General features: G+C 39.5%; 30 protein-coding genes. 1 reads left to right on the top strand and 29 read right to left on the bottom strand.

Translation table 11 applies throughout. The features are described from left to right. Positions 1 to 38: 38 nt before the first annotated feature. The 18 genes from dnaI to M3191_RS14610 all read right to left on the bottom strand — a co-directional run bounded on the left by dnaI (position 39) and on the right by M3191_RS14610 (position 15,663). Positions 39 to 983, bottom strand: a complete 945-nt coding sequence (gene dnaI, locus M3191_RS14695; protein WP_251701128.1) for a primosomal protein DnaI — start codon at positions 981 to 983, stop codon at positions 39 to 41. A 1-nt stretch (position 984) separates the two neighbouring features. Continuing rightward, a complete protein-coding gene (locus M3191_RS14690; protein ID WP_251701127.1) occupies positions 985 to 2,334 on the bottom strand; it encodes a replication initiation and membrane attachment family protein in 1,350 nt (449 codons plus the stop codon). Between the two features lie 38 nt (positions 2,335 to 2,372). Beyond that, positions 2,373 to 2,837 carry a transcriptional regulator NrdR gene (nrdR, locus tag M3191_RS14685; RefSeq protein ID WP_251701126.1) on the bottom strand — a complete coding sequence of 155 codons (465 nt, stop codon included), beginning with the start codon at positions 2,835 to 2,837 and terminating at the stop codon, positions 2,373 to 2,375. Between the two features lie 121 nt (positions 2,838 to 2,958). Next, the gene (locus tag M3191_RS14680; protein ID WP_251701125.1) at positions 2,959 to 3,981 is read right to left on the bottom strand and encodes a glyceraldehyde-3-phosphate dehydrogenase; all 1,023 of its coding nucleotides are present in this window, start codon (positions 3,979 to 3,981) and stop codon (positions 2,959 to 2,961) included. Between the two features lie 136 nt (positions 3,982 to 4,117). Beyond that, positions 4,118 to 4,714, bottom strand: a complete 597-nt coding sequence (gene coaE, locus M3191_RS14675) for a dephospho-CoA kinase (RefSeq protein ID WP_285853393.1) — start codon at positions 4,712 to 4,714, stop codon at positions 4,118 to 4,120. 16 nt (positions 4,715 to 4,730) lie between these two features. After that, on the bottom strand, positions 4,731 to 5,603 hold the full coding sequence (gene mutM / locus M3191_RS14670; RefSeq protein ID WP_251701124.1) for a bifunctional DNA-formamidopyrimidine glycosylase/DNA-(apurinic or apyrimidinic site) lyase: 873 nt from the start codon (positions 5,601 to 5,603) through the stop codon (positions 4,731 to 4,733). A gap of 9 nt (positions 5,604 to 5,612) precedes the next feature. After that, positions 5,613 to 8,237, bottom strand: a complete 2,625-nt coding sequence (gene polA / locus M3191_RS14665; protein WP_251701123.1) for a DNA polymerase I — start codon at positions 8,235 to 8,237, stop codon at positions 5,613 to 5,615. Between the two features lie 571 nt (positions 8,238 to 8,808). Further along, positions 8,809 to 9,087: a hypothetical protein gene (locus M3191_RS14660; RefSeq protein ID WP_251700480.1), complete on the bottom strand. Its 279-nt coding sequence runs from the start codon at positions 9,085 to 9,087 to the stop codon at positions 8,809 to 8,811. Positions 9,088 to 9,232: 145 nt separating this feature from the next. Beyond that, positions 9,233 to 9,601, bottom strand: a complete 369-nt coding sequence (locus tag M3191_RS14655; protein ID WP_251701122.1) for a hypothetical protein — start codon at positions 9,599 to 9,601, stop codon at positions 9,233 to 9,235. Positions 9,602 to 10,040: 439 nt separating this feature from the next. Then, on the bottom strand, positions 10,041 to 11,318 hold the full coding sequence (locus M3191_RS14650; protein ID WP_251701121.1) for an IS110 family transposase: 1,278 nt from the start codon (positions 11,316 to 11,318) through the stop codon (positions 10,041 to 10,043). 189 nt (positions 11,319 to 11,507) lie between these two features. Beyond that, positions 11,508 to 11,954: a VOC family protein gene (locus M3191_RS14645; RefSeq protein WP_251701120.1), complete on the bottom strand. Its 447-nt coding sequence runs from the start codon at positions 11,952 to 11,954 to the stop codon at positions 11,508 to 11,510. 177 nt (positions 11,955 to 12,131) lie between these two features. Next, positions 12,132 to 12,596, bottom strand: coding sequence for a hypothetical protein (locus M3191_RS14640; RefSeq protein WP_251701119.1), 465 nt, complete (start codon positions 12,594 to 12,596; stop codon positions 12,132 to 12,134). A gap of 155 nt (positions 12,597 to 12,751) precedes the next feature. Continuing rightward, positions 12,752 to 13,027: a hypothetical protein gene (locus M3191_RS14635; RefSeq protein WP_251701118.1), complete on the bottom strand. Its 276-nt coding sequence runs from the start codon at positions 13,025 to 13,027 to the stop codon at positions 12,752 to 12,754. 111 nt (positions 13,028 to 13,138) lie between these two features. Continuing rightward, positions 13,139 to 13,540: a nucleoside 2-deoxyribosyltransferase gene (locus tag M3191_RS14630; protein WP_251701117.1), complete on the bottom strand. Its 402-nt coding sequence runs from the start codon at positions 13,538 to 13,540 to the stop codon at positions 13,139 to 13,141. Between the two features lie 189 nt (positions 13,541 to 13,729). Next, the gene (locus M3191_RS14625) at positions 13,730 to 13,891 is read right to left on the bottom strand and encodes a hypothetical protein (protein WP_251701116.1); all 162 of its coding nucleotides are present in this window, start codon (positions 13,889 to 13,891) and stop codon (positions 13,730 to 13,732) included. A gap of 225 nt (positions 13,892 to 14,116) precedes the next feature. Then, positions 14,117 to 14,353 (bottom strand): cold shock domain-containing protein, encoded by a 237-nt coding sequence (locus tag M3191_RS14620; protein WP_251701115.1) that lies wholly within the window; start codon positions 14,351 to 14,353, stop codon positions 14,117 to 14,119. A 143-nt stretch (positions 14,354 to 14,496) separates the two neighbouring features. Continuing rightward, positions 14,497 to 15,033 (bottom strand): GNAT family N-acetyltransferase, encoded by a 537-nt coding sequence (locus tag M3191_RS14615; protein ID WP_251701114.1) that lies wholly within the window; start codon positions 15,031 to 15,033, stop codon positions 14,497 to 14,499. 54 nt (positions 15,034 to 15,087) lie between these two features. Beyond that, on the bottom strand, positions 15,088 to 15,663 hold the full coding sequence (locus M3191_RS14610) for a histidine phosphatase family protein (protein WP_251701113.1): 576 nt from the start codon (positions 15,661 to 15,663) through the stop codon (positions 15,088 to 15,090). Positions 15,664 to 15,788: 125 nt separating this feature from the next. Between M3191_RS14610 and M3191_RS18725 the strand changes: the two genes are divergently transcribed. Continuing rightward, entirely contained in the window at positions 15,789 to 16,022 is a 234-nt protein-coding gene (locus M3191_RS18725) for an integrase (protein WP_353056535.1), read from the top strand. Between the two features lie 432 nt (positions 16,023 to 16,454). Here M3191_RS18725 and M3191_RS14600 read toward each other — a convergent pair whose 3' ends face one another. From M3191_RS14600 to hflK, 11 genes are all read right to left on the bottom strand, one after another. Then, on the bottom strand, positions 16,455 to 16,820 hold the full coding sequence (locus M3191_RS14600; RefSeq protein ID WP_251701112.1) for a tetratricopeptide repeat protein: 366 nt from the start codon (positions 16,818 to 16,820) through the stop codon (positions 16,455 to 16,457). A gap of 4 nt (positions 16,821 to 16,824) precedes the next feature. Continuing rightward, positions 16,825 to 17,097 carry a tetratricopeptide repeat protein gene (locus M3191_RS14595; protein ID WP_251701111.1) on the bottom strand — a complete coding sequence of 91 codons (273 nt, stop codon included), beginning with the start codon at positions 17,095 to 17,097 and terminating at the stop codon, positions 16,825 to 16,827. 194 nt (positions 17,098 to 17,291) lie between these two features. Beyond that, positions 17,292 to 17,582 (bottom strand): hypothetical protein, encoded by a 291-nt coding sequence (locus M3191_RS14590; protein ID WP_251701110.1) that lies wholly within the window; start codon positions 17,580 to 17,582, stop codon positions 17,292 to 17,294. A gap of 201 nt (positions 17,583 to 17,783) precedes the next feature. Continuing rightward, the gene (locus tag M3191_RS14585; RefSeq protein ID WP_251701109.1) at positions 17,784 to 18,203 is read right to left on the bottom strand and encodes a metal ABC transporter substrate-binding protein; all 420 of its coding nucleotides are present in this window, start codon (positions 18,201 to 18,203) and stop codon (positions 17,784 to 17,786) included. A gap of 125 nt (positions 18,204 to 18,328) precedes the next feature. Continuing rightward, positions 18,329 to 18,736 (bottom strand): hypothetical protein, encoded by a 408-nt coding sequence (locus M3191_RS14580; RefSeq protein ID WP_251701108.1) that lies wholly within the window; start codon positions 18,734 to 18,736, stop codon positions 18,329 to 18,331. Between the two features lie 811 nt (positions 18,737 to 19,547). Beyond that, positions 19,548 to 20,039: a GNAT family N-acetyltransferase gene (locus tag M3191_RS14575; protein ID WP_251701107.1), complete on the bottom strand. Its 492-nt coding sequence runs from the start codon at positions 20,037 to 20,039 to the stop codon at positions 19,548 to 19,550. Positions 20,040 to 20,220: 181 nt separating this feature from the next. Next, entirely contained in the window at positions 20,221 to 20,496 is a 276-nt protein-coding gene (locus M3191_RS14570; protein ID WP_251701106.1) for a hypothetical protein, read from the bottom strand. Positions 20,497 to 21,033: 537 nt separating this feature from the next. Next, the gene (locus tag M3191_RS14565; protein ID WP_251701105.1) at positions 21,034 to 22,167 is read right to left on the bottom strand and encodes a hypothetical protein; all 1,134 of its coding nucleotides are present in this window, start codon (positions 22,165 to 22,167) and stop codon (positions 21,034 to 21,036) included. Positions 22,168 to 22,391: 224 nt separating this feature from the next. Next, positions 22,392 to 22,604: a hypothetical protein gene (locus M3191_RS14560; RefSeq protein WP_251701104.1), complete on the bottom strand. Its 213-nt coding sequence runs from the start codon at positions 22,602 to 22,604 to the stop codon at positions 22,392 to 22,394. Between the two features lie 584 nt (positions 22,605 to 23,188). Then, positions 23,189 to 24,190 carry a protease modulator HflC gene (gene hflC, locus M3191_RS14555; protein ID WP_435368168.1) on the bottom strand — a complete coding sequence of 334 codons (1,002 nt, stop codon included), beginning with the start codon at positions 24,188 to 24,190 and terminating at the stop codon, positions 23,189 to 23,191. Next, positions 24,190 to 25,158: an FtsH protease activity modulator HflK gene (gene hflK / locus M3191_RS14550; protein WP_251701103.1), complete on the bottom strand. Its 969-nt coding sequence runs from the start codon at positions 25,156 to 25,158 to the stop codon at positions 24,190 to 24,192. The genes hflC and hflK overlap by 1 nt, the downstream gene beginning before the upstream one ends. Between the last annotated feature and the right edge of the window lie 35 nt (positions 25,159 to 25,193).

Raw genomic sequence — 25,193 nt, 5'->3', positions numbered from 1 at the left:
AGGAAAGACTCAGACAATTGCAAGTGGATAAATTCCCCTCACCCGTTTCTTCGGTTTTTCCCTTTCAATTGGACGGGTTTGCTGATCATTTTAATCCGTTCCATGAGCCTCTGCGCTTTGACAGCTTCCTTTTCGCCGCGTTGTGTATAAGTCAAATGATGTTCAAGCTCGTCGTGGTTAAGATTCGAGGTGAAGAATGTCGGCAATTTTTCAGCCATGCGATATTGCAAGATCGTGCCGAGCACTTCATCTCGCGCCCATGCGGACATAGATTCGGCACCGAAGTCATCCAGCATGAGTACGTCCGCCTTTTTTACAAAGTCGATTTTTTCGTTCAACGTCTGATCTTGGATTGATTGCTTGATTTCTCTTAAAAACTCAGGAATATACACAACAACCGTCCGGATGTGTCGGTTGGCAAGTTCGTTCGCCAATGCTCCGAGCACATACGATTTGCCGGTTCCGAACGGTCCATGGATATAAAGGCCGCGTTCGGGCAATTTGTTTGTGCTGCTTAGTTCATTCAAAAACTTCCATGCTTCCTCTACAACAACGATCCTGCTCGTATGATGCCCCAAATCGACATCTGGAAGGCGCGCATCCATGACATCTTTTGGCATATACATACTATCGATCATATTCGCGATATTTCGGCTTTCATCGTCAATCAGCTTATTCGGGCATTTTATGTAGTCGATGTCGATGAAACCTTGTGTGAGAATAAGTTTCGGCTCGAATCCCTTCATCACATTTATACAGCCATTGATATTGGGGCATTTGTCGCATTTGTGTGATGCGGAAACATATTCGAATAGTTTTCCTAGGCTTTTTTCTACGACGGATTTGTCGATTTCATCGGAATGTTCCTCGATGAACTTCTGGACTCCAGGAGATTCCATCACTTCATTGCGCACTTGCTCATATCTTGCGGCCAAGTCCGAAGAATTGATAACACGCTTCAATGTATTTCCAATTCGTTCCATCTTATTTTCCCTCCAATCTCATGGCATCTAACTTAGCTTGCAGTTCACGGCGCTTTTCATCAATAGCAGGATCCGCCTCATCCTTCGACACATTCTGCTCCTCTGGCTTGTTGAACCATTCCGGCACCTTCTCTTCCCTCACCGGTTTCCGGCCACTTGTTTTTCGGCTGCCTTCCTTCTGCCATTTGATATATTGATCATGCTCTTTGCGGGAGATTTCCATCGCCTGTTTTGCGGTTTCTATCTTTTTATTCGCCCAGTGCGAAGCGATCCTCTCCGCGTAGTTCTTTGTAATCTTCCCGTCATTACGGATGATTACGTAATGCAATAAGACATTTACAACTCCAACTGTAAACCCGTGCACCGTCACAAGCCTTTCAGCTAGCTGGACATCCACCGGGAGCGGTTCATTTCCCGTATAGTCTTTCAGCATTTCACGGGGTGATGTGTTCTCCATATAAACGAGCAGTTCATCTTCCCTAGTGAGAGGCTCGGAAGTGACATGTTTCTTTTCCTTCTGGAATGTCTTTTCAATAGACGGGACATTTTGAGAAATGTTCATCTTATAAAAATCGACAGCCGCTTTCCGCAATCGGTCTTCTGGTAGCTTCAAGTTTTCATCAAGCGCCATCATAACGACCTTTTGCATATCGAGTGGTGTCAATGAATAGAGGAATGCTAATTTCTCGATCAATTCCTTCGATACTGAAGCGAGGGCTGATTTTGGCACCATCTGTTCTGAAAGTCCCGCACGGAATAGATTGAAATCGAAATCGGAATAAGCGAACGGGATGCCGGTCGGTTCGTTGCGTCCCGACATTTGACCTCCCTCATCCATCCCTTCCGATGAACTGTACCGAATAGGCTTGAACACATCCAAAAATGTGCGTGATACTTCTTTATATTGCTCATCCATCGGATCATCAACCAGAAAACGGGATCTTAGACTTCGATACGCCTGCTCACCGATTTTACTGAAAAGAAATGTAGATAATAGCGGATCATCAAAAAATGACTTCGCATCCAATGGCGGCAAAAGCTCGTAACAGAAAGTGCGATCCTGATCCATCTGTTTACAATAGGTACGAAGCAAGCCGATCGCCTCAAGGGAGATTCTAGCCTCAAATACTTTAACTAAAGGCATTGTTAATAAATTCATTAAATAATAATGGCTGAATTCGCTTTCCGTTTCGCGCTCTGCATCAGCCCAAAGAGACATGAAAAGACTCATGGCATCAGGACCGATCAATGGTTGGTAGAACAAAGTGAGGAGTTGCCGGTCATAATCCGAAAATGGGTGAGACAACTTGATTGTAAATGTATCGACTGGTTGCAATTCCTGGTACAGCATAATTTTTCGGAACCCCTCTTTCCTTCCTTAATTCAAAATCAGTTTTCATCCTTTTTCTTCTGCAAGCTCTGCAGTTCATCGATAAAAACGGTAATATCCTTGTATTGCCGGTAGACAGAAGCAAACCGGACGTATGCGACTTCATCCACATCGGCCAATTTCTCCATAACCATTTCGCCGACATCCTTGGAATCGATTTCGACAGTCCCTGAGCTTCGTAATTCTTTTTCTATCAAATAAACGATGTTTTTTACTGCTTCCAGATCAACCGGACGCTTTTCACAAGCACGGATTAATCCCCTCAACAATTTTTCACCGCTGAATTCTTCCCGCGTGCCATCCTTTTTCACGACGATGAGCGGCATCTCTTCCACTTTTTCGAATGTCGTGAACCGGAAAGCGCATTTCTCGCATTCACGGCGTCGTCTGATCGATCGATTCTCTTCAGCAGGTCTGGAATCGACGACCCGGGTGCCATTATAATGACAAGCTGGACATATCATTTTTGCTTCCTCCGCAATTCCGTATAGTATATCGATTATAACAGAAGTTCAATGAAAAAATGAATGGAATACAAAATCGTCCAAGCCGAGTAATCAGCCTGGACGATTTTCATTTTACGAATTAGGAATTAACTTTGGAGTTCAATGCAGTTCCAACTTTTATAGCCAATTCGACAACGCGGGCTGAGTAGCCCCATTCATTGTCATACCAAGCAAGCACTTTCACTTTGCGGTCGCCCATGACAATCGTCGAAAGACCGTCAATTGTTGCAGACTCAGTAGTCGTGTTGAAGTCGATCGATACAAGTGGTTCAGTCGTGAAACGAAGGATTCCAGCCATCGGACCTTCTGCAGCTTTGATGAATGCTTCATTCACTTCTTCCACTGTTACATCTTTTTGAACATCAACGACAAGGTCGACCAATGATACGTTCGGCGTTGGTACACGAAGCGCCATTCCATGGATTTTCCCTTCAAGCTCAGGCAGGACAAGCGATAACGCTTTAGCCGCACCAGTAGAAGTCGGGATGATCGACTGTGCACAAGCACGCGCACGACGAAGATCCTTATGCGGATTATCCAAGTTTTTCTGATCATTTGTATAAGCATGAACAGTTGTCATCAATCCGTTTTCAATGCCGAATGTATCATTCAACACCTTTGCAACAGGTGCAAGACAGTTTGTCGTGCAGCTCGCATTGGAAATGACATCATGTTTTTCAATATCAAGCTTGTCATCGTTCACACCAAGAACGATTGTAACGTCTTCATTTTTCCCTGGAGCCGTCAAAATGACTTTTTTTGCACCTGCCTCCAGATGAAGGGCAGCTTTGCTACGTTCATTGAATACACCAGTTGCTTCAATGACGACATCGACACCAAGCTCTTTCCAAGGCAACTTGGACGGATCGCGCTCAGCTATTAATTTGACCCGCTTTCCGTTGACAACAAGAGCTTCTTCCTCCACAACGACTTCACCGTCAAAAACTCCATGATTAGTGTCATACTTAATCAAATGGGCTAACGTTTCTGCCGGATAGGATGCATTTATTGCTACTACATCCACGTCATCCTTCGTGATAATTTGTCGGAATACCATGCGGCCAATCCGCCCAAAACCGTTTATCGCTATCGAAGTAGTCATGAAAAAATCCTCCTGCGTAATGTTATATACTTTTTATCGTTTATCCGTTAATTAGTATAGCACATTTTAACCGGGTGGAAAGAGTTTGTGAATGAAATAGCAATGTTCCACTTTTCAGAGAATAAAATGATTCAAGTTAAATTTCAGCTTTCCATTCAAGTAATATTCCATTGAGTTGAATTTCGGTCTCATCCATTGTTCCATCATTATTAATGACTGCATCCGCGCCCAATTCCTTTTCGGCAATCGGAAGTTGCGAGTTGATGCGGGCATCTGCTTCCTCCGTAGAATAGCCGTTTCTTGCAATCAGACGCTCCCTTTGAATGGAGGGTTTTGCTGATACGACAATTATTTTATCTACATACGACTGAAGCTTGCTTTCGAATAGGAGGGGAATATCCATGATGACCGTATTTGCCCCTTTATCCAACCATTCTTCCTTTTGCCGAATCATTTCCTTCCGGACAGCTGGATGGACGATCCCGTTCAGCACTTGCCGCTTTTCCTCGTCATTGAAGATGAGGCTGCCGAGCTTTTCTCTGTTCAGCGCACCGTCGGGCAGGAGTACATCCCCACCGAACTCCTGGGCAATTTGATCAAGTGCAGGACTGCCGGGCTCCACGACGAGCCTTGAAATTTCATCCGCGTCAACGATCGGATATCCTTTTTGTTTCAGCATCCGCGACACGGTACTTTTGCCGGTCGCAATGCTTCCGGTCAAACCGATGATCATTGGAATCCTCCCTTCCTCACCTTTGGCATTGGGGACAATATACAGAGGTCCTGCCGGCGATTTTCATGCATTTCGTCTCTTTTCCGCACGTTCCACACTCTTTCTTTCCATACATCTTCAAACGGGTCTGCATCGTTCCTGCTTCCCCATTAATATTCCGATAATCTGAGATAGAGCTTCCTCCCGCATCGATGCTTTCTTGCAAGACATCAACGATTTCCCGGAATAATTCCCGTTTCCTTTTTTCGCTTATCCGTTCCGTCGCCCTTCCCGGGTGGATCTTCATTCGGAATAGCGCTTCCGTTGCATAGATATTTCCGCAACCCGAAATGACATGGCCATCCATGATCACTTCTTTGATTGGCTTCCGCGCATATTTCGGTGTTGAAGCCATAGCGAGGAAATGGTCGGCGGCAATTGTGTCAAACGGTTCTGGGGCCATTTTCAGCAATGGCATATAATCCCCTTCCTTTTGCAACAGGCGCAATTCCCCGAATCGACGGATATCGGAATAGACGAGCAGTCCTCCATCCGCCATCTTGAGAACGACATGGATATGGTTCCTGAATTTCTGTTCCGTAACGTCTTCCAACGTGTCGACAATGAACCACGCACCCGACATGCCAAGATGGCTGACAAGCAAGTACGGCTGCCCGTCCTTTTCCAAATGGAAATAAATATATTTACTTCTTCTCGTGATGTCCACAATCGTCATGGAGGCAAGCTCTTCGATAAAATCTTCAAGGGTTTTCCCTTTGACAATCGCTTCCTTGCCCAATTCTTTGGATCTCCTTATTACATCGGAAACTTGCACTTCAGAAATGGTGCGCCCGATGGAGACGGACGATAATTCGCGGACGACACCTTCCACTTCAGGCAGTTCTGGCATTTCTATTCCTCACTTCGTTTCGTACCAAGAATGACCAAACGCCCACTCGGCCTTTAAAGGTACATCGAGTGCCAAAGCAGATTCCATCACTTCCGGTACGATTATCTTCAGTTTTTCGATTTCTTCCTCAGGCGCTTCAAAGATCAATTCATCATGCACTTGAAGGAGCATGCGCGTCTGCATGTTTTCCTCCTTCAATCTGGCATCCATATCGATCATCGCCTTTTTAATGATATCTGCGGCAGTCCCTTGTATCGGCGTATTCATAGCCGTTCTTTCTGCAAAGCTCCGCAAATTGAAATTCGAACTTGTAATATCAGGCAAGTATCTTCGTCTGTTCATCATCGTGACGACATAGCCCTTCATTTTCGCCTCGGAGACAATATCTTCCATGTATTGCTTTACGCCAGGGAACGTCTCAAGATACGTGTTGATGAATTTTCCTGCTTCCTTCCGGGTGATATTCAAGCTTTGGGACAGACCGTAATCGCTGATGCCATAGACAATTCCGAAGTTGACCGCCTTCGCAGTCCGCCTCATGTCTGAGGACACGGCATCTTTATCCACACCGAAAACGTCCATCGCTGTCTTTGTATGGATATCCTCCCCTTCCCGGAAAGCCGAAATCATTTTCTCGTCCTGGGACATATGGGCAAGGACACGCAATTCAATCTGTGAATAGTCAGCTGCGAACATAAGCCAGCCCGGTTCTGATGGAACAAATGCAGCACGGATCTTTCTGCCTTCCTCGAGACGGATCGGGATGTTCTGCAAGTTCGGATTGATGGAGCTTAATCGGCCTGTTTGCGTCAATGCCTGTTGGAATCGAGTATGGATTTTTCCGTCCTCGTGGATCTCCTTCGACAAACCTTCAATATAAGTCGAGTTCAACTTACCGAGCTGACGGTATGTCAAAATGAAACTGATGATTTCATGCTCGCTTTCAAGCTTCTCCAGCACATCTGCTGCAGTCGAATAGCCCGTCTTTGTTTTTTTGATCGGAGTTAACCCGATCTTCTCGAACAGGATTTCACCTAACTGCTTTGGAGAATTGATATTGAATGGTTGTCCAGCCATCTCATAGATGATTGATTCGAGTTCGGTCAATCTCGTGGAAAGCTGAAGTCCGATTTGCTGAAGGATTCCTAAGTCCGTTTTAACACCCGTCGATTCCATCTTCCCAAGAATTTTTGCAAGCGGCATTTCGAGTTCGCGATATAATCCGAACTGCTCGTTTTCTCGCAATTTATCTTCTAACACCGGCTTCAGCTTCCATACTGCTTGTGCTTTTCTGCCGGCATGGTCCGCAAGCGTTTTTTCGTCAGGCAATGCTTTTTTTGCGCCTTTTCCGTACACCACTTCATCAGGCTGCACATCCGAATAGTTGAATTCCTTTGCGACGGAAGCGACATCCGTATAAGAGGTAGATGGATTCGCAATATAAGTCGCTAGCAATAAATCAAATTCAAAGCCATTCACTTCGATGCCATATCGTAAGAGTGATGCAGAAGCAGATTTTGAATCGGTCGCAAGCTTCCTATTCTCTTCATTACCCAGCCATTCTTTTAGACGTTCGGATTGTTGCAAGACCGCGATTGGAATGAATATTGTTTGTTCGCCGTCCGTCATGCTGATACCTGTAACTTCCGAGGACAAGTAATTTTCATCCATCATTTCCACATGGACCGCCATTTCATCCGCGAGTTCTATTGTTTCAGGATCGGTGACGATTTGAACGTCGATTTCCTTTACAGGTTCACTTTCCGTTTGAGGAGCCATTTTTTCAAGCAACGTCTTGAACTTCAGTTCCTCATAAATCGTTTTGACGTTTTCTTCATCCGGTCCTGAGTATGTCAAGTCGTCCATCGAAATTGTAATCGGGGCATTCACTTCAATTGTCGCAAGCTTTTTGCTCATGAATGCCTGCTCTTCATTTTCCGTCAAGTTTTCCTTCAATTTCTTTCCTGAAACGGAATCCAGGGATTCATATACCTTTTCGACAGAGCCGTATTCCTTCAAAAGTTTAAGTGCCGTCTTTTCACCAACGCCCGGAACGCCAGGAATATTGTCGGAAGCATCTCCCATGAGACCTTTCATGTCAATAATCTGCGGTGGTGTAATGCCGTATTTCTCCATAACATGTGCTGGTGTATATTTTTCAAGGTCAGTAATCCCTTTTCGTGTAATGCACACCGTCGTATGGTCGCTCGCCAGCTGCGTTAAGTCCTTGTCACCTGAAATGATGATGACTTCCACGCCCTCTTCGTCACCCGACTTGCTTAATGTCCCAATAATATCATCCGCTTCATACTGATCGAGTTCATATTGCGGGATCTGGAAAGCGTCAAGTAGTTTCCGCAAGTAAGGGAATTGTTCTGAAAGCTCCGGTGGCGTCTTTTGACGGCCGCCTTTATACTCCGTGAATGTGGAGTGTCTGAACGTCGTCTTTCCGGCATCCCAGGCGACGAGCATATGTGTCGGCTTTTCTTCCGCCAGTATGTTTTGCAGCATCATAGTGAATCCGTACACTGCATTGGTATGAATGCCAGTATCGTTCGTCAATAAAGGCAAAGCAAAAAACGCACGATACGCCAAGCTATTTCCATCTAAAAGCACTACTTTCTTTTTCGTCACATGATTCCACTCCCTTATTCGTTCATCTAATTATAAGTCAAATTAATTTTTAACTTCCAGCTACCTGCCGTGGAAAAGCCGTAACGAAGAACGGCTTTTGCGAACAACAGCGAAGCTTTGAGAGCATATCCTTGCACTTCGCCACCTTCCACTCCAATCAACTAAAAATTGTTTCAGCTGAAAATGGCTAATTCAATCTCCAAAAAAAACGTTATCTCCACTTATCTTACCATGTTGACAAGTGTAACTACCAATAACGCTGTCCAAAGAACAATTTTCGTATTTGTGTTTTTCAAACATAAATAAGATGGGGAGAAAAGTGCAATTATCAAAGTAAATTACAGGTTAATTAGCATATATTTCAACAGTGAAATAACTAGATAAAAAACAAGTAAAAACGCTCAGAAATGAGCGTTTTTTTGGCGGAATATTTTACTATTCTTATTAAACTAAAGCACCCGTTAGTGAAGAAGAACGATGCATATTAGGTTCCAGATGCTCAACAAAAAAAAGCCAGGAAACGGCTATTTTTATTTGTGTATTTCTTTTCTTATGAATACAACTAACATTTTCACTCTTTCCGATTGCCTTTGTTTAACAGCTTACGGATAAAGTTATCCAATGTAATACCAAATAAAAACCAAAACAATATAGTTAAAACATACTTTATTTCTATTGAAATATTAGCAGGGTGTGTAAAGTTTTCAACAAACCAATGCGTTCCCATTATCTGAAACGGTGGACTTACTAAAAATAATAATATGGATTTATCATCATATCCCAATAAATTGATAAGGCATATACCGATAGCAATTATTGTGAGCCAAAAACTAAATTTATATTTTTTCATAAATCAGCCTCCATTCATCTATTTTTTTCTTGCTCTAAATTTCCTACTGGAACATCACGTTGTTCATTTTTTCCATTCTCCTTTTCGTTCTATTTTTTCATCCCTTGTTCAACTAAACTGCTGCGTTAGTTAAAGATGAATATTTTTAACCTTTACTAACAAACTCATAAACTTCTTGGACTGAATTACTGGATAATGTATAAATCGTGTGTGTGTCTTTTGTGTTCATTATGGTCCCGGAATCTTCAGTTATCCAAAGCAAATAGGATTCTTCACAAATACTAAATTTATATTGGGGATTTGTCATGTTGACAATACCAGGCTCTTTCTTTGAATCACTTACTGCTTTTGCGAAAATTCCCACTCCTTCTGTTTCTTTTAGCTCTAAGGAATTCGCTTTAGTGGTGGTGACTGTTTCAGAACTGCCTTCATTTTGACCTTTACTTTCTTGTTCTTCTGAGCAACCAGCTAATATGAAGCCACATATGACAAATAAAACAAATAAATTTTTCATTAATAACCCTCCTCTAAAATTAGACTTAAATTTTAAAATAAAGTTACATATCCTTATTCAACTAACCTCCCTCTATAAACATTGAAGTATCAACGGTTACATCACTTCGTGATGTGAGGAAAATTATTTTTTTGCTAACTTATTAACATAGATTTGAATTTATTGTTTTATTACCAAGATGAGTGTACGCTTCGCTGAAACTAATGGGAAACATTAGCTTTTCTTACCCATTTTTTGATGCACAATGGATCTCTGCGATGCTTATGATGACGTACCCTCCCATGTCTCTTGGCGTCTGTGCGCTAACATTCCTTCGTTCGGTCTATTCATAAGGCAGAGGCCTGCTAAGCTGCTCCAGGGACTCTTGGTCTGAGTTTTAGTACTGTGCTGGCTTCTCCGTGTCATTCTTCTTGTCATAGATAGATTGATTTGAAATGTCCTACGCTGCCGTTGCGAGACAGTGGAGATCGTTCATCATATGCCGCTCATCGAAATGAACTTTCTTCTTACAAATTCCATGTAATACTTTCAGTAATTTACCGCATAGCACGACCATCGATTGTTTTCCCCGCAGGGGATAATGTTGGCGAGTCGTGTAGTATTCATGTAGCCGTTTAAACGCTTCATTGTGCCTGATTAGTGGAACGATGACTTTAAATAGAACATTCCTTAACCTCTTTCGGCCTCGTTTAGAGATATGTTTTCGCCCCTTGTGTTGTCCGGAAGAATTTTCACGTAATGTTAATCCCGCGAGTTTGATGAGTTGGCGTGGATTTTCATAATGTGAAAAGCTACCGACTTCGGAGAGTAGATCAACGATTGTAGCATCCCCTAAGCCGGGTACAGTTGAGAGGTATACATACTCTCCTGTAGACTTAGCCAATTCGGCCAATTGGCTATTTACCTCTTCTATTTCTTCCTCTAACAATCGGTACTGACGGATGAGCGTGGCGATTTCGAATCGTGCCATCTGCGATCCTTCCGTCAACCCGATAGATTGGTTGGCTACATCAACCAGAAGTCTTGCCTTTGGTAATTGCGGCGCTCTCATTCCCTCTACCTGTCGGTAGAGAAAGACTAACTCTTCAGCCGTTTTCCCTACGATGTCCTGTGGCAAAGGTGTTTTCTCAAGCGTAGCGAATGCCATCTTCCCGAAAGTCGGATAGACCTGTGTAAACTCCGGGAAGTACCGATCAAGCCAGCGAATGATCCGGTTCTTGAGGCTCGACAAGTCCACTGTCAGCTTTGAACGAAGTGTAGAGCCAATTCGCAACTCTGCCTCTATATCCTTAAGAATGCGTGGATAGCTGAAACGCCCGTCCTTCATGAGCCGAGCAATGACGACGGCATCTTTCTTATCGTTCTTCGTCTGTAGGTTATCATCCAGTTCCTTTGACCGCTTGACGTGTAATGGGTTGACCATTACAAGCGGGATTCCATAGGAATCCAAGAAATAAGCAAGGTTCATCCAATAGTGGCCGGTAGGCTCAATCCCAACGATAACATCAGTTTTCTCATGTACTTTCATAGCACGAAGTACATTTTGATATAATGCTTCAAATCCTTCTCTGGATTGATGTACGGCAAAAGCTTTCTCAAGTACACGTCCGCGTTCATCTACAAAGCATGCGTAATGAGTACTCTTAGCGATATCCATGCCGACAATTAATGTGTTTTCAGTTACTTGATTTAGCTTTTCATTCCAATTAGAATACATAGAGTAGTCCTCCTGTTTGATGATGGGTCAATTCCACGTTGACACTCAGCATCATACAAGAGGGCTCTTTTTCTTTCAAGATGGTGCAAATCCTTCAAACAGGAATGCTGCTCCTTTAGTTGAAGAAGAAAAAAAGAGCCGTTTAAGCAGCCCTGATCTTCAAGTAAAGCACCCGTTTGTTCAATAAAGTTATTTAGAAATTCTCTCCCACTCGCTTAAATACATTTTATCTGATCGTTCAATCTCTTTGGGTAATCTGGTAATAAATTCCAAGCTATTCCCGTCTGGGTCATCAAAATAAATCATAGCGTGTGCTTGATTTGGTACAACTATTGGTTCCTTGGGGTCCAAGTCAAATTCTTCTTTCACTTCAATTCCACGTTCTTTTAACCAGACTTTTGCTGTTTTAATATCCTCTAAATCAACATTAAATGCAATATGCCTTAATGATACATGGTAAGGAATTTCTGATTCTTTCCCTTCCCATAAGCCAAGCCAACTCTCTCCCTCCGTAATCCAAAAAAAAGCCGCTTTATTGTACCTTTTATAAAGTTTGAGACCAAGTTTTTCATAAAACTCGATTGAAATTTGCAAATTCCTTACCGGTAAATGCGCTTCATATAAACCCTTTATCAAAAAACACCTCTTTTGCAATATTACATTCATAGTAACTGTTTTAAACAAATCCCACTTGATGCAAAGGACTAATCTTATTTAGATATATTCCATCACACAAATTCTTATTAAATTAAACTGCCACGTTAGTTTAACAAGAAGCGCATGTTGTTCACCTAAAGCGCCTAATTGTTTAATTTACTGAATTAAAATATTTCCTACGTATTGCGCGCTACCTGCGTTACTTTTAAATATAACCTCTAACACATAACTTCCTTTGTCGGATGGGAATCTAAATTCTCTATTGTCATTCATTTCTACTTCAATTTGTTTCCCATCACTTATTAGAACAGCTGTTATCTCTGGATCTGTCCAAATATCTCCACCATTTTTTTCATTTTCTTTAAAATCTAAAGTAGCTTCTTGATTTGCTGGAATCTTTATTTCATCCTGAGATAGTCCAAATTCCTGAACATCCTCTATTGTTTCGTGGACATCCTCACTTTGCGTTTGCCAACTGATATTGGCTTCTGTTAATTGTATATCTCCAATACCAAGGTATAGATGGGCAGTTGGGACACCCACATCATAATCTTCTCCAAAACAACCTGTTAGCGTTAAAGCAAAAAGTAATCCTATAAATAACTTCGAGTATTTTTTCATACTTCACCTCAAGATTTAATTTTCATTAAACAAAATGACTCGAATGTTGAACAGAAGTTATTCAACTCTATTCACAACTAATCTGCTTCGATTGGATTTTTCCAATAACACCTTCTTCAACCTGAAGAAGTACAATGAAGCATATTCAACATTGCTTAGATTTCTCCCCCGAATATATGAGAGAGGAATAAAACAAACAAAACACCCAGCAAAATAGAGATTAATGAAAGATATTTAATAAATCCTTTTTCTTTCTTAATGAAAGCGATAATTCCAAGTGTGATGCCTGTTAAATAGATACCAAAACCGATCGGTATGGCTATCATAGACCACTTTCCAAAAGTTATATTAATAGGTGGAAAAATCATATACGCAATAAAAATCCCGACAATAATTAATAGTATGGAAAACTTACTAAACTTTCTTTCCAATTTTTCACCCCCTCCCTTTCTCCAAGCGTTTTAGTTTCTCCTAATAAAACTAAACACTCCGTTAGTTTAATAAGGAAAAATGCTTTACTCCTTCTTGAAGTAAAGCGCTCGTTAGCTTAAAAAACTTTTTGATTCTAAGTCTATAATATCTACTAACTCATCTATTGTTCCAAAGCATTTTTCGATTTCAGGTAAATGATAAAATGTACTGGTTGTTTCAATGTTATCTACCTCTTTGTTCGTTGAATAAAGATAAATTTTTTTGTCATTCCCCATAGCAATACCTAATTCAATATGGCTTCCTTTTCCTGCTGGTAATAAAACAACAACAAAATCCGCTTCTATTACAGCCTTTTTCTCCTTTTGACCTATAGCCTTTAGTTCTTCCAATGTTCTTACGTTCTCATTTACAGTCCAGTCATATGTATGGATAAATCCTTTATCTTTTAACCTTTTGCTAACATATCTAACCTGTTCTATATTCTTTAAGCTTGATGCAATATAAAATTTCATAATTTCTCTCCTTTATATTATCAATTATTTTACTAACCCCTTCTTCAACTAAATTGCTGCCTTAGTTCAATAAGGAAAAATGCTTTACTCCTTCTTGAAGTAAAGCCCTCCGTTAGCACAATAAAATAGCTGCACTATTTGTTCCAGTGTTCATTTCTAAAGGGAGTAAATAGCCTCCCAAAAGGCACATCATTTATCCTTGCTATTAACAAACCCAGCTAAAGTGACAACAAACCCACCCAAGAATACGAAAAAATAAAAACCATTCATATTACTTGACGGGTCTAACATCAGGAAACCGCCTATCAAAATAATACTTATACCTAACAACATCCATTGAATTGATCTCATAATTATCTCCCCCAATTTGTTGCTTGAACCAAACGAAGAACGCTGAATAATAAAAAGGGCTGTCTGATGACAACTATTTCACTTAATACATACAACAACCAATACAAAAGATACGAATTTTATCCAAATCATAGAATATTCTCTTATTGAACTAACCTGCACCGTTAGTTCAATAAGAACATTGAGCTGTCTTAGTAGCTCAATGTTCTTCAAGTAAAGCACCTGTTAGTTGAACTTATTATCTATCTTCTTAACATTTACAGCTCGACGGGATTGTTCTTTTAAATTGGAGTTTTCTTCAAGGTCAAACAATACTGCGTCACCTTTGTTAAGAGATTTGAACCCATCCATTTGAATACTACTGAAGTGTACCCAAACGTCATCTTCGTCTTCAATTGAAATCCAGCCCCATCCCTCTTCTTCATGGTAAGTTTTACATACTCCCATTATGTTATATCTCATTATAAAGCCCCCTAAATCAGAAGTTGAAAACATTATGTTATTCTACTAACCTGCTGCGTTAGTTCAATAAGAAATGAGCCCCTGAGGAGCTCAACGATCTGTAAGTAAAATACCCGTTAGTATAAATGAAAAATGTTACATTTTTACTGTTTGCTCAAATACTCTCTCTTTAAAACCCCCATGATAATTATGTCATGCCATTTTCCATTTCTATATAAACTTTCACGCACTACTCCCTCTTTTATAAAACCAAGTTTATTATAAATATGTATAGCCCTCTTATTGAGAGAGAATACCCGCAGTGAAACACGATGTAAATTTAATTCTAAAAAAGAATATTCAAGTAACATTTTTAGAGCTTCTGTACCATATCCCTTACCCCAAAATTCTTTTTCACCAATATCGATAATACATTCAGCATTTCTATTTTTTGAATCGATATTTATTAGAGACGTTACACCAATTGCCGTATTCCCTTCACTCTCCTCAATGATATAGCTCTTAGAAGACGTTGAATTAAGAATAATATTTTCCACAAAATGTCTCGTTTCATCAAGAGAATATAAATCTAATGATGTGCTTGTTGTATTCATTACAGCTAAATCATTTCTCCAAGAATGATACTTTTCGATGTCACTTACCATCATTTTTCGAAACTGAAGCCTTTTTGAACTTAACAATTATGATCATCTCCTTAAATTTCATTTTGACTAAACTGCTTCTTTTGTTAAACATTAACAGCTAAGTTGAAACCAACCTGTTTCGCTTGGGAAATCCTCTCGAGATAAGAGTTGCCCAGTAATTACTTGACGATATGAAGTAATCGTACCATCGTGGGAAATGACATAGACCCTATCTTTTTTTAGTTGTCTACATTTCAAAATAAAACTACCTGCTAAATCTTCAAATGTTTGTTCAGCAATAGTATTTATACCATTGCTCCATAATTCCGCCGGACATTCTAGATCCAATTCAAAGGTTGGAAATTCATTTTTGATTTTCTCTAAAGCAAGGATTTTATCACAAGGTAACGTCTTTTTGTAAGGGAGAATAGGAAACATTCGTGGAGAAACTAATGGGCTTACAATCTTACGACAATTCACATTTTCACTAAAGATGACTGCGGTTTCCAGATTTCTTCTAACTGGGCTAATGAAAATGACATCCTCTTCAATTAAAGGGAATTGAGCTTTTAATTTTCTTGCTTGTTCAATACCTAAAGAAGTTAATGAAGGATCACTATACTGTAGGCTCCTAGGCAAATCCAATGTATGCTCCCCTTGACCATGTCGAATCATTATTAAATCCATCCCATCACCACCTATTCAGTTTTCCTCAACTAACCTAGCCACGTTAGTGAAAATACTCAATATGACTATACTTCTATTAAGTTGGCAATAATCCCTTTAATATTACTCTCTTAGGGGGAATGGAATTGTTATTGTCAAAAGCATGGTCTTCGTTTGAAGCTGATAAACGGATAGAGGGTTTTTCACCACAAACGTTGAAAGCATATCAGTTACAGTCTACGCTACTGATCAGTTATTTTAAGGATGTAGAGATGGACTTGCTGGATACGAATCAACTGAAGGAATATCTTGCCGTATCGGGTAAGCATTTAAAACCAGCCAGTTTTTTTTTCGTTGGTCACATGAAGAAGGCTACCTGAGTAAGAATCCAACTTCCAAGATTAAAGAGCCCAAAGTCGGTAAGCGAATACCCAAGCATTTAACCGAACGAGAGATAGAACACCTTCGTGAATCCTGTCATACCCCAATAGAAAAAGCGATTTTCGAATTCATGTTTTCTACCGGTTGTCGAATTGGAGAAATAGTTGCGTTAGAATAGAACAATATTAATTGGACAAACCAATCCGCGATCGTTAGAGGAAAAGGAGATAAGGAAAGGGAAGTTTATTTCAATACACGTTGCGACATATGGCTTAAACGATATCTTGAAAGCCGGAATGACAATAATCCTGCCATCTTTGTGACAGCAAGGCAGCCACATAAAATGAGTGTGGCCCAAATGCGATACATCATCAAGCGAATTTCAAATCAATGCGCCCCGTTAGTTCAATAAGAAATTCAGTCAAATCCCTTTAATTATCTAACGATAATAATTCTTCAATTTCTTTTGCGCCTCTTTGGTTTTCAGCTTCTTTAAACGCTAACAATGCTTTCTTAAAATAGATTACTGCCATTTCTCTGTTCCCGTTTGCCCTGTAAATCTCACCAAGCCCTCTCAATGCACAAGCAACACAAACTTTATCTCCAGATAATTCAGCGTGTTTGAGTGATTGTTGCATTAACGGTAACGCTTGGTCATTAAGATTTTTCAAATAGTATATATAGCCTCTTTCATATAAATTAACTGCTTCATTTAACTCAGTACCTAATTGATGTTCTCGTAACAAGTTTTTCTCATCTTCAAAGATTTGCAATGCTTCATCAAATTTTTTAGCCATTCTTTTACCATTCCAAGTTGGTGCATATACATTGCCAATTCAGTCTTATTCCCATTACAATCGCCATTTTAATAAGTTCTTTATAACAATTTCTTGCTTCGTCAAACTTACTCATATGTGCTTTAACATACCCCATACCAAATATTACGTCTTTATACAGCTCTGTATTTTTAGAAATCTCATCAAGACACTCGCTGTATATTTGTTCGGCTTTAGTAAAGTCTCCTTTATCGAATAAATCAAAGGCTAACCTAATCCTGTGTTGTAAGGTCTCCATATTCATATCAACCTCTTTTCAATGTTTTTCTTCAATTAACCTGCCGCGTTAGTTGAACAAGAAAAAAGAGCCCTCAAGTGCTAAACTATCTGCACTAAAAAGCACCCATTAGTTTATAAGAACAGAGACGCTCCTTAAACAATATCGCCCTATTGTAGGCAAGGATTGCACTAAACATTATCATTCTCCAGCCATTAACGCTGAATGTTTTCTAGTACCCGAGGTTTGTCTCCATTGTTTGAATACATGATGAAATACTCCTTCTCTTCTTCAATCAGGTTCCAAATCGCCCTTTCTTTTATCATTATCTTAAACGTTTCTTCTTTGCTTGGATCGTTCGAGTCATTTACTAAAATCCAAAATTCTTTGTTATTGTTTGACTGACCTTTTTCAATCACAGTTAACGATGAGGCAGTTGAAGTCCCTCCACAAGAGGCAAGTAATAACGTGGATAGGATAATGAATGTCCCAAAAGTCTTTTTCATAGATTTACCCCCAATGAACTAATAATGAATTCATCAATCTGGTCCGATTGTTGAACACAAGTTAAACAACACTCTTGAACTAACCTGCTTCGTTAGTTGAAAAAGAAAAAGAGCCGTTTAAGCAGCTCAGATCTACTAAAAGTACCCTTTACTTTCATAACTCTTTCTCTTTCCTATAAGTCGTTCAATAATAGAACATCTTTATCCACCTACAATAAATTTACCGATAATTGTCTCTCCATCAACATCATACAAAGGAATTTCTCTTTTTTTAACTTTAATAAGTTTAACTGCTTCTTCAGGAGTTCTAGGCTGCGGACCTTCCAAATCTACTTTTTTTGCATAACCTATTGTTCCGTTCTCACCTATTGCTAACTGTAAATCAGGTTCACCGAGAATAATCGTCGCGTCTCCCATATTTGGTCCATAAGTTTGTCCATTATCATTTAATGGATAGCCATCTTTTAAAATACTTTCCCTGGATGGTATAACTAAATCTAAGGCATCCATCTCTAATTCACTGCTATTATTATCTTCTGCCTTTAGTAATGTTTCTTGGTGTGAACAACCAACTAACAAAAGTAACCAAATTACTGCAAAAATAAATAAATTGTTCCTCATTTTCTCTCCCCTCGTATTATTTGATAACCTTCTTCTTTCAAACTGCCGCGTTTAGTACAATAATTTTATCTCCTATAATAATCCTCCTCTTAAACGCTTTTTCTTCAACTAACCTGCTGAGTTACTTAAATCACTGATCTAGCTTTAAATTTTTTAAATCCCCAACTACACAGCCCAAAAATTAGTCCTGATGTTAGGAAAAAAGAGTGAAACAACTTTGCTTCAGGAGAAAATGTGTTCATGCTTCCAAAAGATAATGTTACTAATAATGTTGGGATAAAAAATACAAGAATACACCCAACAGGATAGAGTAATCCTTTTATTTTTTTGAACCTATTATCAATAAAATAGATAATTCCTAAATAAATTGGAGTTGCAAGTAAAAAGAATACAATGCCACCCCAAAATAAAACAGCTTTCATGTCACCACCACTCAATGATTGTTCCCAAACAATTTTTAACGTCAGGATATAAGCGTAAAAACCTCCAATAAAAGACAATAATGAGGTGACTACATATAAACAAAAATTCACCATTCTATCCTCCTATAACTGCTCTGCGAATATAAAACTTAATTTCCTTCTTGAGCAAACCCGCCTCGTTAGGTCAAGAAATAGTGCCACACTCAGACTAGTAAAGCAGTCCTTTTGTACATTAATTTACATATATTAACTTATTCAACGCAATCAGAAAATAACCTTCTTATTGAACTAAACTGCCTCGTTAGTTTAATAAGAACATTGATTCGTCTTCGTAGCTTGTTCTTCAAGTAAAGCTACCCGTAAGTTGAAGAAGAAAAAAGAGACGCATATTATACAATCGCACCCGATTATTAAAAAGAAGTTTTAATGATTTGACTCTATAATTTCTCCATTGTCGGTACTTATATAGTAAACTTGGTTAAACATAGTTTCTTCGGGTGGTAATTCAGCAGTCTTTAAATAAACGGCGTAAACTAAAACGTCCCTATCGTATTTTAAAGAATACACGCTCCGAATTTCTGTCTTCCAATTCTTCGGAATTACTGGCGAGTCAAGCTTATCCAGATAAGCTTGGTCGAACGCAATTTTCTCTGCCTCAGTTTCTGTGATGTTTACAGGAGTCTCATACGGGTTTCTATATTTCGGATTTTGTAACTCATCTGTATTGGAATTGCTATCGCATCCACTCAGAATGAGAACAAAAAATACAATTACAAGATATAGCTTCTTAATATTAATCCCCCCATAAAATAATTTACCCTGCATCTCAACAATCTGGACCGATTGTTGAACACAAGTTAGACAACGCTCTTCAACTAACCTCCCTCATTAGTTGAATAAAACTCCCGTTAGTTTAAGCACATTACTTTACAAGGTTATCCAAATTCCTTTTCATCAGAGTAAAAACTACTGGATGTCCATAAAATTCGCCCTTATTTTCTTTCATTACCTCAAAGCCTTCTCTTTCATAAAAGGAAATATTAGGATTTACTTTATACACTGTTAAAGATAAAGTAGCGGGTTCTTTGAATTGCTCAAGTCCTGTTAGCAATAGTAACTTTCCAAGTCCTTTTCCTTGATGATTAGGATGAATATATAAGGACTCTAAGAATACATCTTTATCGGATAGATTTCCTGAGAAAAAAGCATATCCCATAATCTCTTCACCATTTTCAGCTACCAAATTTAGAGAGGAACTAAACCGATTATTCATCGCCTCAATAGAATAAGCATCCTTTAAAACTTTATCTTGTATTTCTTCTGGAATAAACCCACTATATGTATTCCTCCACGTAGCAAGTGCAATAGCCCTAACTCTTTCAACATCTGATAAGTCCATCTCTCTGATTACCATAATTCATCCCCTAAATTTATTTGGATACTGCCTGCTTAACTAAGTAATTCTTCATTTTTCTGCAAAAACCTTGTTCAACTAATCTGCTTCTTTAGTTAAATAAGAAAAAAGAGCCGTCTAAGCAGCAGATCTTGAAGTAAAGCAGCCGTTAAGGAGTACAGTGAAGCATATTCAACATTACTTAGATTTCTCCCCCGAATATATGAGAGAGGAATAAAACAAACAAAACACCCAGCAAAATAGAAATTAATGAAATATATTTAATAAATCCTTTTTCTCTCTTAATGAAAGCGATAATTCCAAGTGTTATGCCTGTTAAATAGATAGCAAAACCGATCGGTACGGCTATCATAGACCACTTTCCAAAAGTTATATTGATAGGTGGAAAAACCATATAAGCAATAAAAATCCCAACAATAATTAATATTATAGAAAGCTTACTAAACTTTCTTTCCAATTTTTCACCCCCTCTCTTTCTCTTTCTCTTTCTCTTTCTCCCAGCGTTTTAGATTCTCCTAATTAAACTAAACTGCCCCGTTAGCCATCCACGCAGCTAGAAACGCTGCACCACAGAGGGTGAAAATTGTTTCAGAACGGGTATAGATTTGTATGGCTGGCCAAGAAGGTCGATCAACTATGGTGCCATTGAGCCCATCCGTTAGTCTGACTCCAACGACCACGGTGCATCACAGACTGTCGCACTCTATACGAGTAGCACTCATGGGAGAGTAATCCTACCCTGGTTATTGCACCAGCCTTGCCTATAATATAAGTCGAATGGGGTTGGTTCCTGATTTAACGATCAACTTCAAATACACAATCTGAATGCTCAGCTTTTTTAAAAAAAGATTTTTCTGAGTCTCTTTTGAAGAAAATCGATCTGTTCTAGTAGCCCAATGTTCTTCAAGTAAAGCACCCGTTAGTCAATTTTTCTCTATTCATTTTTACGCCAAAGTCCGAACTCCTTGAACACCAAAGTTCGGACCATTTACTATTATTGATATTCATTCGCTACGTCCTCAATATATTGTTTCATTTCATCATACTTCGCCCACAATTCTTCAAAGTCTTTGGGACGTTCAGCGACACGCTGTTGTATAAGTATTTCGCTTGCGAGAAGAATTGTTTTTGATTGTATCTCACCTTCTTCGGAATCCAAGCTTTTTTCTTCTATCACATTAAGCGGGAAACTGTACATGACTTTATATGCCCTCAATGCGATTTGCTTTGCATTTTCATCGTACCTAGCTAATGGTTCTGAAAGGATTCCGACTGAAGCTGAAGCCCACGACTGCATATCCTCGAATCTTGATGCTTCGACCACTGTAGATTTCATGTCGTATAATTTGTACTCAAATTCTTCCTTATGCTTTACGTATCCATCTTTACCGTAGTTTTGAACTACGTTATCAGCCGACAATTGGAATGTATCAAATTCCTCTTTTAATCCTAATTCAGTGATTTCTTTTTCAAAGTAATTCGTATAGGCAATTGCTACGCTAGCAAGATGCGGTTCTGCATCATCACCATGATACAATTTACGCACTTCCGAACCTCTCTCCCAATCCGACCCTAAAGAATACAGATAATCCATTAAAGAAAAATATTCTGTATGTGTAACCGTTTTTCCCTTCAATTGTGCAAGCCGTTCTGCATCTTCAGGGCTGTGCTTCTTAGAAACCATCGTCCCATCAATTTGAGATAGGATTTCTCCTAACTGTTTGTGAAAGTTGTCCCATCGTTCTTCATTTCCTTCATTCACGTGATTCTTATTGAGTATTTCAAGCCCTAACAATTGCAATTTGTCGAAGTCTTCCTTTAACCCCATTTCCTCGATTTCATCTTGAAAGTAATCAGCGTAAACTAGTGCATCATTCAAAATTTCTGCCTTCATTTCCGATGTTTTAGCTTCATTTACCCATCTATCCGCAATGTCCGTTATATATTCTTTGACAGTTTGGTATTTTGAAAACGGTCCGGTTTTTGCTCTATATTCATCCGTGAATTTCTTTACAGATTCAGCAAGGACTTCTTTTTGTGACGGTACTTCTTCCGATTGTTCACTACATCCTGTCATTAACATTCCACCGACAACAATAGAACCGAAAGTAATGCATAGTTTTTTCAATCTATAATTCCCCTTTCGAATGTTATAAATATTCTATCAAAATAATCATATGCATTCAAGAAGAGCTGGTATATGTAGAATCGAATCATAATATTTGAAATTTTAGTAAGTATAACATTTCGCTTTTTTTCTTATTCAACTAACTTGCTCCGTTAGTTTTAGTTAAAGAAGAAAAAGAGCCGTCTAAGCAGCTCAACGATCTTCAATCAAAAGCACCCGCTAGTTTAAGAAGATTTTTCTCCTTCTTTCTTCCGCTTTCTTCTGTAAAAATAACGCCATACATAAAAGATAATCAAAAACGCTAACAAAGGAATAAAGTGATAATTCTGTTCGCCATAAAATATAAGGATGCTTGCTATGATAAGTGTTGGTACAACCAAATAAACATACATTCTTACTTCCTTGTTTTTAAAACTTAATTCATATCGTTCACTCATACACTCCAACTCCGTTCATTACTTTCTTCAATTGCCCTCTGCTTAGATCAATTAATTATATAAAAAGGGGCATTAATCCTTAATGGATCAACGTCCCTCTAATTATTTTCCTATTAAGTACGACAGGGTCCTAATTCGTTTTCGCTCCTTCTTTCTTGCCGATACTATATCCGAGTACAGAGCCTATGATAAGTGTAAATATAGGAATGCTTTCAAAATCTTTTACGATAAAACTTAATACTAACCACGCTACAATTGCACCCAATATTGCTATCGATAACTTTTTCAAAGTTGTCCCCTCACAAGTCTATGTTGTTTAAATTTTATATTAACGAAGGCGCTCGACTCCTGCGAACGCCGTTACGAAGCACGGCGTTTGCACAAGCGTAGCGTTGCGAGCAGTGTTGTTTGCGACCCTAAGGGAGCAGTGTTTTTTGCGACCCTAAGGGAGCGGAATGAAGATGCCTTAATTTCCGCAAAAGGCGCAGAAATACGGCAAATCGAACTCTTCGTGGTTCGATTGGCTCAAGCCATGCCCGCGGAAAGCGAGCGCCGAAACGGAAAGCAACAGTTTCCACTCTCTTTTATTCCAAGTATCCTGTCAATATTTTCGCGTACGGCGAGTCTGCCGGCATGATGATCATCGTGTCTTCCCCGATTGTCCGTGAATAGGACTGGAGGGTACGGTATAGATTGTAGAACTCTGGATCCTTTGAGAAGGTGTTGTTGTAGATTTTAGCAGCTTCTGCTTCCCCTTCGGCATGGATGATGGCAGCTTCTTTTTTTGCAGTCGCTAGCATCTCTTGCACGATACGGTCCGTTTCCGCCTCAATTGTCTTCTTTTCGGCATCTCCTTCTGAAAGGTATCGCTGGGCCGTTGATTCACGTTCCGAAATCATCCGTGTGTAGATGGAATGTTCGTTCTCCTCCGGAAGGTCAATCCGTTTCATCCGCACATCAATCACTTCTATGCCAAAATTACCTTCATCAAGAAATTCGTTCACTTTCTTCGTGACAAGGTCATTCAAGTTGCCTCGCTTTGAATTCTCCTCATTGACGACATCTACGTAATCCAACTTACCCATCTCGTTCCGAATGACGGAATAGATGAATTCCTCCATGCGTGCTTCCGCATTGATGATGTTTCGCGCATTGGATATCATCTTCCTAGCATCCGTAATTTTCCATACGGCATAATTATCAATGATAATCCGCTTTTTATCTTTTGTGCTGATTTCCGCTTCTGAAACATTATAGGTCATTTGATTTTTCGGCAAACTTGTCACTGATTGAATGAATGGGATTTTCATGTTTAAACCAGGCTCTTTAATAATTCTCGTTATTTCACCGAATTGGCGTACAACGCGGTATTCGCCTTCTTTTACAACGAATACATTGGCAAGCAGAATGATAGCAATCGCAAAGATAACTGTTAATGTAATTGCTGTTTTTACAAACTTTCTCGTATTGAATGGCTTTTTCGGAGTAATGACCTTATCCGATCCAGTCGCCTTTTTGTTTTGCCCACGTTGCATTTCCTTAAATTTATCTTCAATGCTTTTGAATGGATTGTTGTCGTTCGTCATCAGTTGCCTCCCCCTTCCGTTTTCTGCTCAGCAGGTGGTGGTGTTTGGTTTTCCAGTTGCTGCAATGGTAAATATTTCAACGTTTCACCATCATCGTTCATAATATAGATTTTAGCTTTTGGCAATACTTGCTCCAATGTTTCAATGATTAAACGCTGGCGGGTGATTGCCTTGCTTTTTGCGTATTCCGCATGCAAATCATTGAACAGGGCAACATCACCGTGAGCTTGCTCAATACGCGCTTTCTTTTGTCCGAGCGCGCGCGATTTAATTGCATCCCGCTCTCCAATCGCTTCACTTTCCCGCTGATTTTTGTATTTTTCAGCTTCATTTATTTTAGTGCTTTTTGTTTCACGGGCATCCGTAACAGCAGTGAATGCAGCACGGACTTCGGCATTCGGGAGTTCTACATCCTGTAATTTGACACCTTGAATGGATATGCCGATATCATAATTCGTCATAAGCGTTGTCAATAATTCACGCGTTTTCGCTTCAATTTCCGCTTTTCCATCTGTCAATGCTGAATCGATCGTCGAACTTCCGATGACCGATCTGATAGAGGCGGATGTTGCATCATGTAAAATTTCCTGTGGGTTTTGCGAGTTGAATAAATACTTTTCCGGGTCTGTAATTTTCCATTGGACAACTAAATCCGCAAGGACAATATACTCATCTCCGGTAATCATTTTTGTTTCCTTATCAAAGGAAACAAGCTCCCCATTTGGATCTTGTTTGTAACCGAACTGGAGACTGAATGTCTCTTTTGAAAGTTTCTCAACATGCTGAACCGGCCAAGGCATTTTGAAATGCAAACCCGATTCTGTTACAGGTGTACCCGCCTGACCGAAAGTGATGACGATTGCCTGCTCAGACTCGTCCACCGTGTACCACGTCGTAAACGCAATGATGAGCAATAACACTCCAGTAATTACAAGCCCTGCAGCCACCGATGCTCGGCGTGTACTCATTTGAATTCCCCCTTTATGTATGTATCTACTGTACT

Origin of the sequence: Sporosarcina luteola (assembly GCF_023715535.1) — a bacterium.
GTDB lineage: Bacteria > Bacillota > Bacilli > Bacillales_A > Planococcaceae > Sporosarcina > Sporosarcina luteola_B.
This window is presented reverse-complemented; position numbering and strand designations above follow the sequence as displayed.